This is a genomic window from Mesorhizobium sp. M7A.F.Ca.CA.004.04.2.1 (assembly GCF_004022825.1).
Classification (GTDB): domain Bacteria; phylum Pseudomonadota; class Alphaproteobacteria; order Rhizobiales; family Rhizobiaceae; genus Mesorhizobium.
On sequence record NZ_RZPH01000030.1, the window covers coordinates 1 to 15,734 of the forward strand.

Annotated in this window: 19 protein-coding genes; 10 read left to right on the forward strand and 9 right to left on the reverse strand. The window is 55.2% G+C overall.

Annotated elements, in window-relative coordinates:
• The 3 genes from EN893_RS38960 to EN893_RS02900 form a co-directional block, all read left to right on the forward strand.
• Window positions 1–223: hypothetical protein (locus EN893_RS38960; RefSeq protein WP_245490793.1), on the forward strand; the 223-nt coding region annotated here is incomplete at its 5' end.
• Window positions 186–374: a hypothetical protein gene (locus tag EN893_RS02895; RefSeq protein ID WP_127271255.1), complete on the forward strand. Its 189-nt coding sequence runs from the start codon at window positions 186–188 to the stop codon at window positions 372–374. The genes EN893_RS38960 and EN893_RS02895, both read left to right, overlap by 38 nt.
• 33 nt (window positions 375–407) lie before the next feature.
• Window positions 408–779 (forward strand): DUF1515 family protein, encoded by a 372-nt coding sequence (locus EN893_RS02900; protein WP_127271257.1) that lies wholly within the window; start codon window positions 408–410, stop codon window positions 777–779.
• Between the two features lie 72 nt (window positions 780–851).
• Here EN893_RS02900 and EN893_RS02905 read toward each other — a convergent pair whose 3' ends face one another.
• The gene (locus EN893_RS02905) at window positions 852–1,418 is read right to left on the reverse strand and encodes a hypothetical protein (protein ID WP_127271259.1); all 567 of its coding nucleotides are present in this window, start codon (window positions 1,416–1,418) and stop codon (window positions 852–854) included.
• A gap of 407 nt (window positions 1,419–1,825) precedes the next feature.
• On the opposite strand from EN893_RS02905, the gene EN893_RS02915 reads away from it, so the two are divergent.
• Window positions 1,826–2,017, forward strand: coding sequence for a hypothetical protein (locus EN893_RS02915; RefSeq protein ID WP_127267016.1), 192 nt, complete (start codon window positions 1,826–1,828; stop codon window positions 2,015–2,017).
• A gap of 93 nt (window positions 2,018–2,110) precedes the next feature.
• On the opposite strand, the gene EN893_RS02920 is transcribed toward EN893_RS02915, so the two are convergent.
• Window positions 2,111–2,320 (reverse strand): hypothetical protein, encoded by a 210-nt coding sequence (locus EN893_RS02920; protein WP_164748682.1) that lies wholly within the window; start codon window positions 2,318–2,320, stop codon window positions 2,111–2,113.
• A gap of 649 nt (window positions 2,321–2,969) precedes the next feature.
• Here EN893_RS02920 and EN893_RS02925 point away from each other — a divergent pair.
• Both EN893_RS02925 and EN893_RS02930 read left to right on the forward strand, forming a co-directional pair.
• Window positions 2,970–3,191, forward strand: a complete 222-nt coding sequence (locus tag EN893_RS02925; RefSeq protein WP_127267017.1) for a DUF768 domain-containing protein — start codon at window positions 2,970–2,972, stop codon at window positions 3,189–3,191.
• 14 nt (window positions 3,192–3,205) lie between these two features.
• A complete protein-coding gene (locus tag EN893_RS02930) occupies window positions 3,206–3,415 on the forward strand; it encodes a hypothetical protein (RefSeq protein WP_236382658.1) in 210 nt (69 codons plus the stop codon).
• Window positions 3,416–3,427: 12 nt separating this feature from the next.
• On the opposite strand, the gene EN893_RS02935 is transcribed toward EN893_RS02930, so the two are convergent.
• Window positions 3,428–4,135, reverse strand: a complete 708-nt coding sequence (locus EN893_RS02935) for a Crp/Fnr family transcriptional regulator (protein ID WP_127267019.1) — start codon at window positions 4,133–4,135, stop codon at window positions 3,428–3,430.
• Window positions 4,136–4,810: 675 nt separating this feature from the next.
• Here EN893_RS02935 and EN893_RS02940 point away from each other — a divergent pair.
• Both EN893_RS02940 and EN893_RS02945 read left to right on the forward strand, forming a co-directional pair.
• On the forward strand, window positions 4,811–5,368 hold the full coding sequence (locus EN893_RS02940) for a hypothetical protein (RefSeq protein ID WP_127267020.1): 558 nt from the start codon (window positions 4,811–4,813) through the stop codon (window positions 5,366–5,368).
• 691 nt (window positions 5,369–6,059) lie between these two features.
• On the forward strand, window positions 6,060–6,557 hold the full coding sequence (locus EN893_RS02945; RefSeq protein ID WP_127267021.1) for a MucR family transcriptional regulator: 498 nt from the start codon (window positions 6,060–6,062) through the stop codon (window positions 6,555–6,557).
• A 315-nt stretch (window positions 6,558–6,872) separates the two neighbouring features.
• Here EN893_RS02945 and EN893_RS02950 read toward each other — a convergent pair whose 3' ends face one another.
• Complete coding sequence (locus EN893_RS02950) at window positions 6,873–8,198, reverse strand: hypothetical protein (protein WP_127267022.1); 1,326 nt, start codon at window positions 8,196–8,198, stop codon at window positions 6,873–6,875.
• Between the two features lie 102 nt (window positions 8,199–8,300).
• Window positions 8,301–9,011: a hypothetical protein gene (locus tag EN893_RS02955; protein WP_127267023.1), complete on the reverse strand. Its 711-nt coding sequence runs from the start codon at window positions 9,009–9,011 to the stop codon at window positions 8,301–8,303.
• Between the two features lie 268 nt (window positions 9,012–9,279).
• Between EN893_RS02955 and EN893_RS02960 the strand changes: the two genes are divergently transcribed.
• Window positions 9,280–9,828, forward strand: a complete 549-nt coding sequence (locus EN893_RS02960) for a heme-degrading domain-containing protein (protein WP_236382656.1) — start codon at window positions 9,280–9,282, stop codon at window positions 9,826–9,828.
• Here the strand turns inward: EN893_RS02960 and EN893_RS02965 are convergent.
• Genes EN893_RS02965 through EN893_RS02975 form a run of 3 tightly spaced genes read right to left on the reverse strand, consistent with a single transcriptional unit; the run spans window position 9,825 to window position 12,921 of the window.
• On the reverse strand, window positions 9,825–10,745 hold the full coding sequence (locus EN893_RS02965; RefSeq protein WP_164748681.1) for a glycosyltransferase family 2 protein: 921 nt from the start codon (window positions 10,743–10,745) through the stop codon (window positions 9,825–9,827). The two genes, EN893_RS02960 and EN893_RS02965, sit on opposite strands and share 4 nt — an antisense overlap.
• A 14-nt stretch (window positions 10,746–10,759) precedes the next feature.
• Window positions 10,760–11,971 (reverse strand): glycosyltransferase family 4 protein, encoded by a 1,212-nt coding sequence (locus EN893_RS02970; protein ID WP_127267025.1) that lies wholly within the window; start codon window positions 11,969–11,971, stop codon window positions 10,760–10,762.
• Window positions 11,968–12,921 (reverse strand): NAD-dependent epimerase/dehydratase family protein, encoded by a 954-nt coding sequence (locus EN893_RS02975; protein WP_127267026.1) that lies wholly within the window; start codon window positions 12,919–12,921, stop codon window positions 11,968–11,970. Before EN893_RS02975 ends, EN893_RS02970 begins: the two co-directional genes overlap by 4 nt.
• Window positions 12,922–13,151: 230 nt before the next feature.
• Between EN893_RS02975 and EN893_RS02980 the strand changes: the two genes are divergently transcribed.
• A complete protein-coding gene (locus tag EN893_RS02980; RefSeq protein ID WP_127267027.1) occupies window positions 13,152–14,708 on the forward strand; it encodes a hypothetical protein in 1,557 nt (518 codons plus the stop codon).
• 120 nt (window positions 14,709–14,828) lie between these two features.
• On the opposite strand, the gene EN893_RS02985 is transcribed toward EN893_RS02980, so the two are convergent.
• Window positions 14,829–15,734 (reverse strand): UDP-N-acetyl glucosamine 2-epimerase (locus EN893_RS02985; RefSeq protein ID WP_128361395.1); only part of this gene is annotated, 906 nt, incomplete at its 5' end.

The window sequence follows — 15,734 nt, forward strand, 5'->3', positions numbered from 1 at the left end:
AGCCGCGACCATCGCCGTCGCTTCGGGCGCGGTGTGGGGCGGCTACGAACTAATAAAGCACTGGGGCGCCGACGAGGTCCGCGCCAAGATCGAGAAGGACAATCAGGATGCGATCCGCAAAGGCATTGATGCCAGCCGGAATTTTGACAACTGCAATTCTGCTGGCGGGTTGTGGGACTTCCGGCGTGAGCGGTGTTCCAGCCCTCCGGGCGGCGATAGGTAGCAGCCTCGCCGAGGCCAAGGGCAAGACCTTCGAGGATCAGAACAAGATCGACCGCACGATGGCGCCGGGGTGCGCCGTCAAGCTCTACACGGCCGCCGAGTGCGACCGCCACACCAAGGCCAGCGCCGTGCGCCGGGCCGAACTGAACTAGCAGGCGAACACTTCGGCGAACAAGAGCCTGGAAATGATGATCGGCGGGCTCTTGGAGGCCACGCAGAACATGCAGCGGGATATCACGGAGATCCGACGCGATATCAAGGACAGCGATTCCCGTGTCGCCCTGAGCTACGAGCAATCCGAACAGCGCGCTGCCGCCAGCCGGTCGAAGATGTATGCCAAAACCGACGAACTGGTCGACCGCGTTGCGGCCACGGAAACCGCTGTAAGCACGCTCAACGACGACATGACGGGCGTTAAAGCGGTCACTGCCGAGGTGACCCGGTGGAAGCTGATGGGGCTCGGCGCTTTGGGCGTTACCGGCATGGCGGCGGCGGCCCTGGCCTCCCTTGTTACCGCCTATTGGCACGACATCTGGCGCGTGCTGCGGGGCGGGTGACGAAAGCCGTACGTTCGCTCATCGCTTTGAAGGTCGCGCCAGGGCAATCGCTTGAGGCATAGCACTACTCAGTTACAGCTCCCCCGTGTGAGCCTCATTGAAGACGTGGAAATGCCCCTTCGGCGCTGACTGGTAGTTCAAAGCCAGCCGTTCATGCCATTTCGCAAAAACGTCCTTGCCCCGGCGCGGATCGTAGCCAACTTGGCTGTAGATCATATCGCGAAGGCGGGAGCCCGCGAGAATGCGGTAGTTGTCGCGGGCTTTTTCCGAGACGTTCACCCCGGCATCGATGGCGTAATATTCCATGATCGCAAGGCTGACATCAGCCGGGTAGCAGTAATGGATCACGCCCCGGTGCGTCACCTCGATATGGGCAGTTGCCGGGACTTTGCCAACTTTTTCAAGGATCGCCTTTATCCGCTGAATGCGGGGCTTTTGATCGACGTCGTTCCACTGACTGCTGATTGTGCCGATGTGCGCGTTCTGCACATCACAAAGAGCCGCTAGCCCGCGTTGATTGAGGTATGGCGTCCCATCTGAAAGAACGCCCATAATAACGCCGTCGATTTCTCGCTCTTTCTCAACAACGAGAGGGAGGTTGGGCTGATTTCCTTTCGGCCCAATTTGGCCGGATTTCATACCTAAACTATTGATGCAACCAGAGATTCTGGTTACCCTAAGTAACACAACCCGAGTGATTCCTAATGCAGTCTCAAACTGAGAACTGCGTGATACCCGGTTTCCACAGGGCTAGTTCCCAACGGCTGAGTAGCGCCTCGCAACCAACCCCGCCGCCACACGTTGACCTATGCAGTTACTCCAGACCTTGCCCGCTGCCGAGAGGTGGCGGGCTTTTTTGTCGAGCGATTGACACGCTGCCCGGTCGAAGGCAAAGAGTGGCACATTGCGGATTGACAAAGGGGAATGTCGATGAAGAAGACCTATCAGAAGCCCGTTTTCACGAAACGTGAGCGGCTGTCGTCGGTAACGGCTTCGCCCAGCTCATCTGTGGTTTCTTCCGGGACCTAATCAAGCGAATTACAGTTTTGGAAAGCCCGCTGGCTCCGGCCGGCGGGCTTTATCATTTTTGGCGTGGTATATTCCGCCGCATGCGAGTTTTGTTCATCGCCTTCGCGGTCCTGTTTTTTATGGCTATCGGCTTTTGGCTGACGGCCAATTTTCTTATCAACAACTCCACTTCGGCGGTGATCATCCAGCCGACACGGGCGCAGCAATAGGAGCGGATATTATTGAAGCCGCGGTGACGACCGCGCCTGATCGTCCCTCGCCACCGCCCCCGTCGTCAGAAGCTTGGCGCCACCCGATAGCAGCTACCCATTCAGGGCCTCAGGTTCGGCGAGGAAGGATGCAGCGATCAGGTCGTCGCCCGCAATCTGGCCGCGACCGTCTTCCATGATGGCTGCAACCTTTTGGAAGGTTTTCATTTCTGCCTCAGTTATGCGTGCCGCCCGCATTTTTGCCTGGAGATCAGCCAGACGCGCCACGAGCGCTTGGGACGTCTCGTCTTCAAGGTTCATCATCTTCATTTGTCCGGTTGAGTAAGCAATTGACCGTTCTGTGCGCGGGCCACTCAAACACAGCTCTGCGCCAAACGTTCCCTATATGGGCTTCGGTCTCAACAACGATGGGACCAAAGTCTCCCCCAGTGACGCAATGGTCCGACATCCGGATCTAGCCGGAACACCTGGATAAAATGATTGTTGTTTCAGTCGTGAAATCGGCACAGCTAGGTCTCTTCCTGTGCTGAAAGGACCCGCGAGCCGCTACAGTGGTTGGCGGGTTCTCTATTTCATGTGCCAGCGCCAGGAGCTTAATTTTGCCGCCCATGAATGATAATCAGCCGCCCAACAGGGTGGTACACCAGCCGCCGCCGGGTTGGCAGAGCGCCGGGGTGCTTCTTGCAGCCGCTGCTCTGGCGTCATCCTTGGCCGCCCTGCTATTGGCATCTTGGATGTCAGGTTGAGGGCTCCCGGAGAGGCCGCAGTCTCCGTTCTGCCCACAACGTTCGGCATCAAAAGTCTGCTCCACCAAAACGAGCAGAGGCTTGTGCTTTGGCCGTTCGTCAAATGACTTGGGGCAAGTCCCGCATGTCTCACAGCGGGCAGAGCCAACCATCAAGAATTATCTAGAATTAGCGGAACCTAATATCGCGCCGACTCTTGTGCCGAGATGAGCGCGCGCGGAATCAACTTTCTCCATCGATGGATGACGAACAACGTTCCGGAGACGACCAAGGCCGACGTGATCGCCGTTGATGAACTCACGCATAAGCTAATAGCCGACGCCAGGTCCTTGGGGATCAAACGGGAAGAAATAGACGAGGAGGTGGACAGCCTCTATCGCACTATCCTCGATGCCATCGTCCACTATGATCCTGGTGTGGCCGAATGAGCGCTCGCGGCTGCATGTTCATCGACGATTGGATCGCGGGCCATCTGCCGGTTACCACAACCGGCGACCCAATCGCGGCCAGCGACCTTGCGGACCAGATGATGGACGCCGCACGAGATGGTGGAATCAAGCCCGACGAGATATATGAAGAGGTCTGGAGCGTATCCGAAGTGATATTCGAGGCGATACGGAAAAGTAGCGTCGCCCGAGCGACCATTAGATAACGACCTATAGCATCATTCTCCAAGCAGCCGAACATAGTGTGCCTCCGGCTGCCCATAGGTGCCATTTGCAGATGCTTTAAGACCATTGCGGTCTCGGATATCCACTTCGCCCCGTCGGGAATAAATGAGACCCCGCCCTTCCAGCACCTGCAACCCAACCGTGACTCCTGGGCGCCTTGCTCCGAGCATAATTGACAGGAACTCATGAGTGATCGCAAGGCGTTCGCCGTGGACCCGATCATCACACATCAAAAGCCATCGCGCCAAACGTTCTTCAAGGTTCGATCGTGCGTTGCTCAGGGCCGTATAGCTGGTCTGGATGTGGAAATAGTGGACATAGCGCAAGAGGAAGAGGCGCAGCGTCGGGCTGTTCGCAAGAGCCTCCTTGAAGGGCTCAGCTCCGATGCGGTAAGCGCTACCGGGCGATTGTACGTAACATTGATGCGCCGCATAGTCAGCGCCCATCACGAGCGCGCCACCGGTCATTCCCTCAAAGCCGACGAGCCCAACCTCTGTTTCTTTTCCTGACGCTGTGGCCACCACGGAAGCAATGCCGTCCTCCGGGAAATAGACCGTCTCGATATTAGAATCGGCCGTCTCCAGATTCATTCTCAGATTTAGAGCACATCGCTCAAGATGCGGTTGCAAAAGCGCTAGGTCATCGGAGTTGAGCCGACGCAGCAATTCGTTTTTATAGGAATCATTCACTAGATTGGTCATAGCTCAATCCCACTTGGGGCAAGAGCTTTCCAATCTCCCTGCCGTCCGCGCCCGTAAAAACGTGCAGACGATTCAATGAAGATACGCCTTGTGGCGCGCGATTGACACTGAAATGCGATTCGATGCACGGCGTCCCCTCAGCCGGCAAATTACAAAACATGGACGTTCAAAGTTAAAGGGTTGGAATCGTACAGAACTCTGCTTAGTACGAAACCGACAATTCGTGATAGGCGGCCAACGCGAGATCGATCAGGCCGAACCTGCAGAACTGACAATTCCCGCAATGCGGATAGCGACGGCATCAAGTCCGCCGTCGTAAATTCTCGTCAGGACGTGTTCCGCAGCTTGAGCCCTTTGGGCAGTGCACCCGAGAAGGTCGCCACCGCCCAACCTTGCCGGCCTATTGGCGACGCAATCCCAAACTCCCCACGATCCGTCGCGTTCAATATGACAGTAGAATCGGTGCTGGTGATTTTCCATGCAACTTAAACCCCCAACGTGCCGTTTGGGGTCCGCTCTATCCTGGAAGGTGGTTAATGGGCGTGCCGCGTTTGCCGTCACTTGCGGCATCCGAATGCCGCTTCCCTGCAGGATTTCCCGAGGAATCATAGCCGGCCCGTGTTGCATTCTCCGGCCGGCGCGGTGCTATATGCTGAGAATTCAGGGGCACAGACCATGATCCACACCCGCGCCGTAGTCTGCGCCCTAGCGCTCACGACCTTTGCCGCGGGTGCGTATGCCGATCAGCCCATGACAGGCAAGATGGCGAAATACATAATCGCTGGGCGTATCCTCAGCAACCGAGTTTGCGACAATGACCGTTTCTATCTGGATGAAGCTCGGCGGCTTCAATCCCTCGCGTTCGATCAGGTCGGCAAGAAACTAGGTTCATTTGAGCAAGGGCAGGAAACCGGGTTAGGCATGCCTGAGAGCGCCTGTGAGCAGCTTTACATCGATGCCGGAAACTGGAGCATGCTTCGCCCGGGACGGCCCTCAGAAGCCGTTGCGGAACAAATCAAATTGCTCGCCGCGATCGATAACAATAACTGCAATTGGGACAATGCGACTAAGGCTGACTTCGATCCACCGAAATACCCTGCGATGGTTCAGGCATCCAAAACATGGTTGGCTGAAAAGGAAATTCATAGCGTCGGTTACGACCGGCTGATCGAACTGCAATCCCTCTATGGATTTGAAACGACTATGGCCTACGTGGACGCCGGCAATTCTTAGGGCGTGTCCGACAAGATGACAGAGATTTGCCCAATCATCGAGGAGTTCGCCAAGTCACTTCTTGGGCGATAATTGGCGCAGGTTTGAGTCATCAGTAGATCAACGTCAGCCGCAGTCCGTTGTCGTCCAGCACGTTCGTTGTCGCGGGTGGCCACTGTCACGCGACACGCTGAAACGACTGAGGGCAGTTGTACGCGACGGACGAGGGCGTTATTGGCGCTTTTGTGCGACTACCTGGATTTGTGCGGTTAGGCAGAGCCCTCGGTCTCGCTTTCCTCATCGAACAGACGCGGCACCGGGAGATAAGCGTTGGCAATGGGCCAATCGCCAATGATGGTCTTGATCAGATCCGATTTCGCCTAGCTGAAATCGATGACGGGCTTTTCGGGAGAGGCCATTTTGCATCACTCGCAACACGGCTAACCAATCGATGCCATCCGCTTGGGACGACAATCTCTCAATGATGATCGAGGGGGAAGCTGGTTGATGTCAGCCCTGGTTGACCAAGGCGGTGATGCGAATGCCCGATTTTCGCGGTTGTTCCGGCCATGCAATGATAGCACAGCGTGACGACCTCTGAACACCCTTTACCGCAGGATTAGCCCGCCGGTTCTATTGATCTGCCTCATACCAACATTGCGCAAAGCGACAATTCAAAATAGGTTCGCACTGCCAATTCAGGAGTGAACAATTGACCGATGAAATTGAACGAAACACAGATCTGATTGAGCTGACGGTCGATATTGTCGCCGCGTTTGTACAAAATAACGCCGTGCCAGTGGCTGGGCTGCCGGATCTTATTTCTTCGGTCAACGCCGCGCTTTCGAAATTGGGCCCGACAGCGGTCGCGGAGCTACCGCCGCTGACGCCGGCCGTGAACCCGAAGAAGTCGATCTTTCCGGATTACATCGTAAGTTTGGAAGACGGTCGCAAATTCAAGTCAATGAAGCGCCATCTGGGTTTGCTTGGGATGACGCCCGAACAGTACCGCACGAAATGGGGTTTGCCTCGCGACTACCCCATGGTGGCGCCAAGCTATGCCGCACAGCGATCGGAGTTGGCAAAGTCGATAGGGCTAGGGCTAAAGCCTGCCACGAAGGATCCCGCCAAGAAAGCGCCGGCCAAGAAGCCAGCCCCAAAGGGTATCAAGGCTAAAGGCGCAAAGCGCAATCTCACAAGGAACGCGTAAAGCGAAGCTGGGGCTTCGTATCTCCGTCATGCAACGCCTAGGGGTGTCACCTTACCCACAGGCTGGGCACGGCGAGCAACGCAGTCGCCGGAGAACCGTCTAACCACTACTTACATTAGGGATATCTTGCAGATCAGCCTTATCTGGGGTATCTAATGGCGGGGGTGGTGTTATATGTACTGGATAATGTTGTTTGCCGGGGTGGGTTGCATTATGGCCTTGTTTGGCCTCTTGGTTCTCAGTGGCCTGGTGGGGGACCCGGGTGCTCACAGGTTCAAGTCCCACAAGGACAAGCCGAACTAGTCAGCTTCCGCGCTACTTGCCTTTAACGACCGACAAGATTGTTGGATCGACATCGAATATCTTACGGGCTCGCGCTGAGAAGAAACCTACCTGAAGCGCATTGCAAAACGCCGCGGCCGACGCGAGTAAAAGCGGGCCCTCCATCAGAACGCCAGCCGTACACAATACGACGGTTGCGAGGCCGGTACCCAAGGTAATGCGAAAAGCAAACTTTTCGTCGCCTAACACCATCAACAAAACTCCTGACGATCCGCCGAGAACATGGCAAACTTGGCCGCAGCCTAAGATCAGCGCTATCCACAAAGAACTTTCGTAGTGTGGGTTCCAAATCTGCACAGCGGCATAGCCGAGAGTCACCAACCCGAAATACATTAAGCAAGTCAGGAGCGTCGAAACACCAACCAATGTTCTGAGAGATCGCTGAAGTCCCACTCGGTCGCCCAGCGTCCAATGCTGTACCGCAGAAGGGGCAAAGGCGGAATTTGCGATGCTGAGCGGCATGATCAGTACCGTCGAAATCCTCAAAGCGACACCATATTGCGCAACTTCTGAGAAGCTAGTGAAGAGCGTCAGCAGAACCATGTCGACCTGAGATAGACCGAACAACATCAAGGTTGTCGCGAGATTCGGCAGAGTACGAAGGATAATCGCTCGTAGGTTTGTCTCTACGTTTGCTGGCTCAGTCCAGCGGCGCGACATCATAAAAATGCTAAAAGCGCCAAAACCCGCTGCCATCGCGAAGCCGACCAAACTACACAATAGGACCTGATGAAGGGTGACGCTGCTGTGTGTCACGAGGGCAAACGCGAGGAAGAGGGCCACAATGGCACTAGGGAAGGCCATGAGGAAAGCCGAACTCCGAATCGAGTGAACCGCTCGAAGCAGTTCGACTTGGACAGACCCCAAAGCTGCGCAGGGAATGGCTACGGCGACTATCGGCAAAATTTCTCCCCATTCGTTGCCTCCGCTGCTTCCGATCCAATGTTCTGCAAGCCAGAATGCCAATGCTGTGATGAGGCCGAAAGAGACAACTAGTCCCTGGATCCTAGCTATAAGATCCCGCGCTCGTCCAAAGTCTCCTTTCGCGGTCGCGGCCGAGACAAGCGCCGGCACAGTAAATGTGAGGCCCAATTGAACCAGGATTGCAAATCCTGAGGTGAGTATCTGAGCAATGAAATAGATGCCGACTTTGTCTGGAGGCAAGGCAAGAGGAAGTAGCAAGGAGCTCGCAAGACCTGCAGCCAATATGCCAACGCGGCCGGCGGCAGCGGCGCCACTAGCTCGCCATATCGAGGGCGCGGAAGCGACCGGAAGATCAATGGAGATGGGGTCGCTCATTGGGAGGCGCTCGGCTAGCCCGGGGACAAAGGGACGAACAGTTGGGAGTAATTGTGGCGTCTGCATGATTGGGCGCCCAATTGCAGTGAATTGGAACCGGGGTTAGTCCAGAAAATGGCGCGCCCACCCTGTCTGGATAAAGTGACCCTTCAGTTCGTCGTAGTTCGAGATGATCTCAGATTGAGCGCCGGTTCTCTGCCTTTTGAAACGGCTTTCGAGAGGTGCATCGCGCAAATTCAGAAATTCGAGGCAGCGCAATACGCCAGAGCCGTCGACCAACTGTTCATATGTTACATGCAAATTGGGAAATTCACTCGCTATCCGGTGCAAAGCGGAGTTGTCGCTTGTCCATTTCTCAAAAGCGGTCAATACATCATTTGGATCTGCATAAAAGTCATTTATTTTTGTCGGCCCGTAGTCCGATCTCCATGAATTATTTAAAGCCGCAAGTCTGTACGAAATATATTGATCCAACAGGTTGTCGCGTGACAAGCGGACAATCTTGTATCCGAATCTCTTGAATGCTTCTACCGCGTCAGTATGCTCCAGCAGAGACAGGTAGGGCATTTTGAAACCGGTGACCCTGCTACCCTTTTTGTGGAGCATCTTCTCAAGATAGCTAGCCACGTCCTTCTGACGGGAGTTTCTGAAAGATATTGTGCGCCGCCTGACCAAGTCGGCGATTAAGCGCGCCGTCGGTGAGAATAGCTCGCCTTCGCACGTTGCATCTGGGTGAGAGTCAAGCAAAGCCTGGAGATAGCTGGACCCCTGTCTCCCCACAAACAAAATCGCGAAAAATGTATGATCAGTCATTGGCAGATAATTGCTACACCGTTCAAAGGCCCATTCATCCTAGACGTCTAGCACCATCCCGAGTATTTGACAGGGCGTAGGATGATTGGATGGATATTTTGCACATCAAATCAGAAACCCAGTGCCTCTATGGGCAACGGCCGAAGCTATTAGCGAGGAACTCGCCGATAAGGCCGCGTGGCTGCACGTCTTACGCGCTGCTTAGACCCATTAACCGCCTGTATTCCGACTCCTTGGCGCGATTGCAAAAGCACGCGGACAGTTCGACATGACGGATAAGACGGGAGAGATGACGCGCAGTTTGGCTTCAGAGGGGGATGCGAGTGATGTCCCGAAAATCGTTCAACAGGAATCCGTGCTCGTCTTCGAATCTTTTGAAGAAACAGCGGCCTTTAAGCTAGGCTGCGCGCTTCGTTCCATCGCAGTGCGCGAACAGGTCGGGATCGTTATCGACATTCGGCTCTGGGATCGTCAATTATTCTACGCCGCGCTTCCGACATCAACGGCGTCGAATGGTGAATGGGCACGGCGCAAGCTTAACGTAGTCAAGCTCTTTCACAAGAGCAGCTATCTCTTAGCCCTACAGCAGCAACGTGAGGATCGCACTTTCCCTCCCGGATACGGTCTGAATCCACAGGATTTCGTTCTAGCCGGCGGGGCTTTTCCAATCCGGGTCAAAGGGGTGGGCGTGATTGGAGCGATTGCGGTGTCCGGCCTCAGTCAACGCAGTGACCATAACCTCGCAGTAGCAGGTCTATGCGAGCACCTTGGAAAGGATGCCAACCTTTTGTCCCTCGGTCCCGAGACATGGAACTAGTCTCTGTTGGCTGCATTCCGTCGTTCCCGCATACGCACCGATACGGGGGCAAACGCGCACCGGGCTATCAGAAGAGCGTGGCTTACGGCTTTGCGAGATAGCAGTGTCCGCGGGTGCCTGGCTGCTGCCAATAATCGTTGAACGGCAACAGCTACTCGTCCCGAACGCCCATGGATCGCAGCCGACAGTAAATTAGCGTTTGCCCTAGTCTCACGCTCCCATTTGCGGAGTTCATCGGGAAGATCCTTCCGTCGGAAGAACGTCTCAATCATGCGCTGCGGTTCTTCTCCACGTTCAAATGGCACAGCTCGGTAGGTGGTCGACGCGCTATGCATACGGAATTCCGCGAGAACCTCTGGCACATGGTAAAAATTACCTTCCAATGCCAAGCGCAGGAAAAAGTCGAGGTCAGGAATCTGCCGAAGGTCCTCTCGCCAGTAACCAGCTCGTTCATAAGCCTCACGTCGAAAAAAGGCCCCAGGGCCCGGCAGGCAGTGCAGGTGTGCGTAGAGAGCACGACGCGAAAATTCCGGCGGCTGTAAGGTCGACCTGAGAGTTGAATGCTCGTCGATAATGTCGAAGTCGGGGTAAACCAAAACTACATCAGTGCGAGCCGACAATTCCTCCACGCAGCGCCGAACAGCTGTTGGGCGCAGACGATCGTCTGCGCTTAGATAGCCGAGGATGTCCCCCGTGCTCATTGCCCATCCTGTGGTCATGGCCGCACTCTGGCCAGCGTTCACTTGACGGTGCAATTTAATTTCAGGACCATAATTCGAGACGAGATCGCTTGTGCCGTCAGTTGAACCGTCATCTACAACTATGATCTCCAAATTTGGATAGTCTTGGGCCAAGAGGCTTTCGATTGTTTCCGCGATGTAGTCTGTCGCATTATATGCTGGGACCACGAGCGACACTTGGGGACCTCTTATCAACGGTCCTCTCCGGTGCGCTTGATCGTCGTCGACAGGGCCTCGATCGCCGGTTGATTTTGTGGCGTATCTACGACGACGTTTGCGGGAGCCCCCCTTTTTGCGATTATTTCTTCAAAGCGAGAAATCAGCTTGTCTACAATCGAAGGCCAGGCAAAAGTCTCCACTATGTAAGATCTAAGCGCTCGTCCCTTCGACGGTAGATCACCACGTTCGGCCAGCATCGAGTGAAGCCCTCCATACAAGCCCTCAACAGTTGCCGGTACGACGTATCCACCACCCACCGTCTCGACTTCATCAAACCCACATTGGTCAGTGAGAAGAACAGGCGTGCCAACGATACCAGCTTCCAGCGCCACGAGTGACATCGCCTCAGCTCGGGAAGGCACGACCAGGAAAAGCGCGCGTCTATATGCCTCGCTCCGTGCGCTCTCGCCTAGATGCCCCGTGAAGACAACCCGGTCGGCGAGGTGGTGCGCATTAACAAAGGATTCCAACGATAGGCGCATGCCAAAGTCTGGACCTGCTACTACCAACCCGATATCCGGATATTCCTGACTCATCTTCTCAAACGCGCTTATAAGAAGATCGGGGCCTTTCACTTCGGCTAGTCGGCCGACGAAAAGGACATACGGCCCATTTGGTCCAGTCTCCATCGCTTCAGCTGCTAAAGGTTGTTCCTCAACCCCGTTTGGAACCACGATGACATTGTCTTCTGGCGATTTGAACCGCTCCAGTATCTGACGGCGCTCCAGGGGGGTGACCGCAATCAGCGTCGCTGCATTCCGAACCATCCGCTTTCCAAAGGCGATGTGGAAGAGATACGGGATCGGCCTAGGGTGATTGAGACCGACAAACTCCCCCGCAGCGCTGAAAGTATAAGGCTTCCCGAGCCATCGCGCGAGAAACGCTGTCGCGACCGACAGGAAGTTCCAGTACCCGAGAATATGAATGACATCGGCGTTTCGAACGCTGCGCATTAGCCTAAACGGATTGATTGTCGGGACCGAGAAGCGGAGACGCATCGCACCCGTAATATAAACTTGCATGTTCCTACCATGCAGTTGCCCGACGAGATCCCCGCCTTGCATAGTGACGATCTCGCAACGATGTCCTCTTTGCGTCAGATGGCTAGCAAGCCGCCTTGTTCGCTCTGCTGTGCCTCCTCCTTTTTGGGAATCGAGTGAAACTGTAGTCAGGAGGATATTCATGCGCCCGACATCCGAGTCACCCTCGCAAGATCACTGGCGTAATTGTCCAGCCTGCTGGTGAACGCCTCGGAGACTAGCCCTAATTCCGTGGCCCTGATTGCAGAGAAGCGCCGGTCAATAGCGTGCGCCGGAAGCCCCCTCAGACGTAACAAGAATCTAAGGAAGAATCTTGGTGAGGTTGGTCCAAATTTCGGGAATTCTCGGCCGAATGCCAGGGCGAAGCGATCCTGGACAAACGCGAAATTGTTATTCGGATCGGAATCATCGGTAACTACGACGATCTGTGAGCCATGGATTTTCCGGTCGAACGCCAATTTGACAAATGCCTGTGCAACAGTCTCCACACTCACCAGGTGCATTCGTCTTTCACCGTAAAGAGCACGGCGGAGCGCAATCTTCCATGATGGGGCTTGTTTCATCTCCTCCGCCAAAGTGACGAGATTGCGTCCGCCGCATCCGAAAATAGCTCCCAGCCGCAACACAATCGTCTCGGCGAACGAGCCTGTCAGAATTGCCTCACCTATAAGATGCTCTTGCTCATAAGGCGACAACGCGCATGGCAATGTGGCTTCGTCGATTTGCCGGTCGCGTACCCCTGCGTAAACGTCAATGCTGCTAGCATGAATACAACGGGAAATACCGGCGTCGCGAAATGTCGACTGCAAGCTCCGCAATACGGTAGGGTACCAACCGGTGCCGTCGGGGCGTAATAAGTTGATCATCACGTCGTAACCGCTCAAGGCGGCCAACATCTCGGCAGAATCTTCCAAATCGGCCTTTTTGACATTCACGCCGGCTTGATTGAGCCATTCTGGTTCCGAACGATGCACAATGAACCGGCTGGGTGGGAAGGCCGGATTGGCCAACAGCCGCGCTAGGGCCTCACCAACGAACCCGGTTCCCCCGAGCACTACCACGCGCGGACCGGTGTCACATTGCTTGTAGGTCATTCGGGCTGACTTCGAAAAAGGGCAGCGAATCGAGCCAATTTATGAGACGAGGCACAAGCCAATTCGCAATTCGCAGGGCTATATCATGGGGATTGCTTCTCATACAACGAATTGCGTCGCCGGCTGCGTGTATTATGGGGAAGAATCGCGATTCGTGGCGCAGAGGGTTTTGGTCATGCTTGCCGCATGTCGGTTTGTGGTCTCCGCGAGCATTGAAGTAAAGGGTTGATATGAGCCAATCTCAAAAGCTTCAGCCATCTCGAGCAAATGTGCCCGGAAACGCGATTCTCTTGGGAGTTGCGCTGCTTGTTGCCTCAATGGGCTTCGTCCTTCTAGCCACCTATCCCGGCCAGTCGAAACTGATTCTCCTCTGGTTCTATGCATCGGGCTGCGCTGCCGTCTTCATCCCGCTCTGGCGTCCGTCCTCCTTTTTCGTGTTTCTGCTGTCGTCATTCCTTTTTGTAGGATTCATTGCAAAAGCGGTCGCTAATTTCGTATTTGGCATCGCGCTCATCGAGCCTACCAGCACATTCACGACTGAGTGGGATCAGGCACTTGCTTTCGCAGCTAGTGGCTTTTCAGGGGTGTGCGCGGCTGGATTGGCCGCATCGTTTTATCCCGCGTTCAAGGAAATTCGGAAGGCGGTAGCGCCTCCTTTCGTGTCGAAATTTGTCGTCCTCGCGTTTGCAAGTTTGATTGCCGTTTCTATCGGGCTGTATTGGGCCAATTACTCATTTCACATTATACGGATTGGTTTCCCCTTGGGCATTAACATCAACCCCCGCCTGTATGCGGTCGCGGCCTTCGTGATCGCATGGGGGGCTCTTTTGGGAGGCCTAACCTTGGCCCTGTGGCTGGTCGAACTACGCGACTGGTCGTATTCAGTGTTGATCTACGTAGCAGTGTTTCTTGGGCTGCTCGCATCGCTCTCGATGGGAAGCCGCATCCAGTTGCTTCTCTATGTTCTCGCCGCATTCGCGGTCGTTGTCTTACGACGTCGCGATGTGAGGAGTTGGGTTGCGATCGCAGTTGCCATGGGTCTCAGCGGATTTGTTTTTGCAGGCTCGCTTGCAGTAGTTAGCCTTGAACGCACTTTCGATTTCTCGATCAGCACCGCACAGACACAAGGCGTTCCACAGCAGCCGTCAGGCGTTGTTCCACAGCAGCCGACAGGCATCGGAAAAACTCTGGCACCGTCGCCCGACTCCTCGGCGCCTCCGGCTGCGACGATAATAGACAAGGTTGAGGCAGTCAGAGGTGATCGTTTCGCCCTAGCCGGTCTCTACCGTCAACTGCGCAATCTCGCGGTCATGCGCTGGGTTGGACTTGAAGGGACGATGACGGCCGCGGCAAATCTTGACCATCTTGGAGGCGATTTGTTCTTGCATGTGATCAAAGAAGACCCAGCCGCTGGCGCCCAAGCGATCTACCAAAAAATGTCCGGTGACCGGTACGGAAAGGTCCAATATTATACGTTCCTCACGTTGCCAGGCCCCATTGGGGTGGCCAGCCTTTCAGGGTCGATAATCGTCGTCTCGGTATTCATGTTCTTTCTGACAATAGCTGGCCATTCGATCGAATGGTTGGCTGCCTGGGTCACACAAAATGTCGCCTCTGCGGCGGTGACAGGTGTCTCGTTAGCCTACTTACTCGTCCAAATGGGGTTCCCGTGGACTTTGTTCATTTACGCGATCGAATTGGTCCTGTCGGTGCTTTTCGTCGGCGCCGTTTGGTACATGGTTGATTGGCTGGCTACGGGTAGGCGGGCGGTTACCGCGAAAGTGTGAGGATCTGCCGTATCAGATTTAGTTGGGCTGAGTTCCTGCCTTGCACTAGACGATGGCGAGTCGGAATGCGGCGGACGGCTTTTCGCTCAGAGCTGCGGGGAGACGAAGGCACGATTGCGGTCAGACGGCGCCAGGTTCGTGTTTCCTCCAGACCCGCCTGTTGATGAAGTCCGTGTAACTTAGAACGATCCGCAGCACCTTTTCGGATACATTGTCGGAGCTATAGTCAGTCGGCAAACGCAAGGTCCGCATCGCGCCTCGTGACTGAGTCTCCAATATCTTAAGCCCGTCAAAAACGCGCTCTATGTCCAGGCCGACCATCATCACTGAGGTCTCTTCGAAGCCTTCGGGGCGCTCATGTACCTCGCGCAGATTGAGGGCGGGAAAGTTCAGGATCGCGCTTTCCTCAGTTATCGTGCCGCTATCCGAAAGCACGGCTCGAGCCGAACACTGGAGCCTAATATAGTCGAAGAACCCAAACGGTTTTTCAAACCTGACATTTTCATGGCAGCTGGCACCAAGCGCGTCCAAACGTTTTCTCGTGCGAGGATGAGTCGAAACGATGACTGGCTCCTGATATCGCTCGGCAATCCCATTGAGGACATTAAGCAGCTTCCTTAGCCGCTCGGGCGAATCCACATTTTCCTCGCGATGAGCACTGACTACGAAGAAACGTTCTGCCGTCAAGCCGAGATTGCTGACCGCCGCCGAGGCTTCGATTCCGCTTCTGTAGTGCTCGAGCACCTCCCGCATCGGACTGCCGGTAACAATTACCTGGTCGGGTGGGAGGCCTTCTCGCAGTAGGTAGTCACGAGCAATCTGGCTATAGGTCAGATTGACATCCGCTGTATGGTCCACAATTCGGCGGTTAATCTCCTCTGGAACACGAAAATCGAAGCAACGATTTCCGGCCTCCATGTGGAAGATGGGCACCTTCCGCCGTTTGGCCGCAATCGCCGCCAAACAGCTATTCGTGTCACCCAAAATCAGCAGTGCGTCGGGGCGATGACTCTCGATCGCCTGATC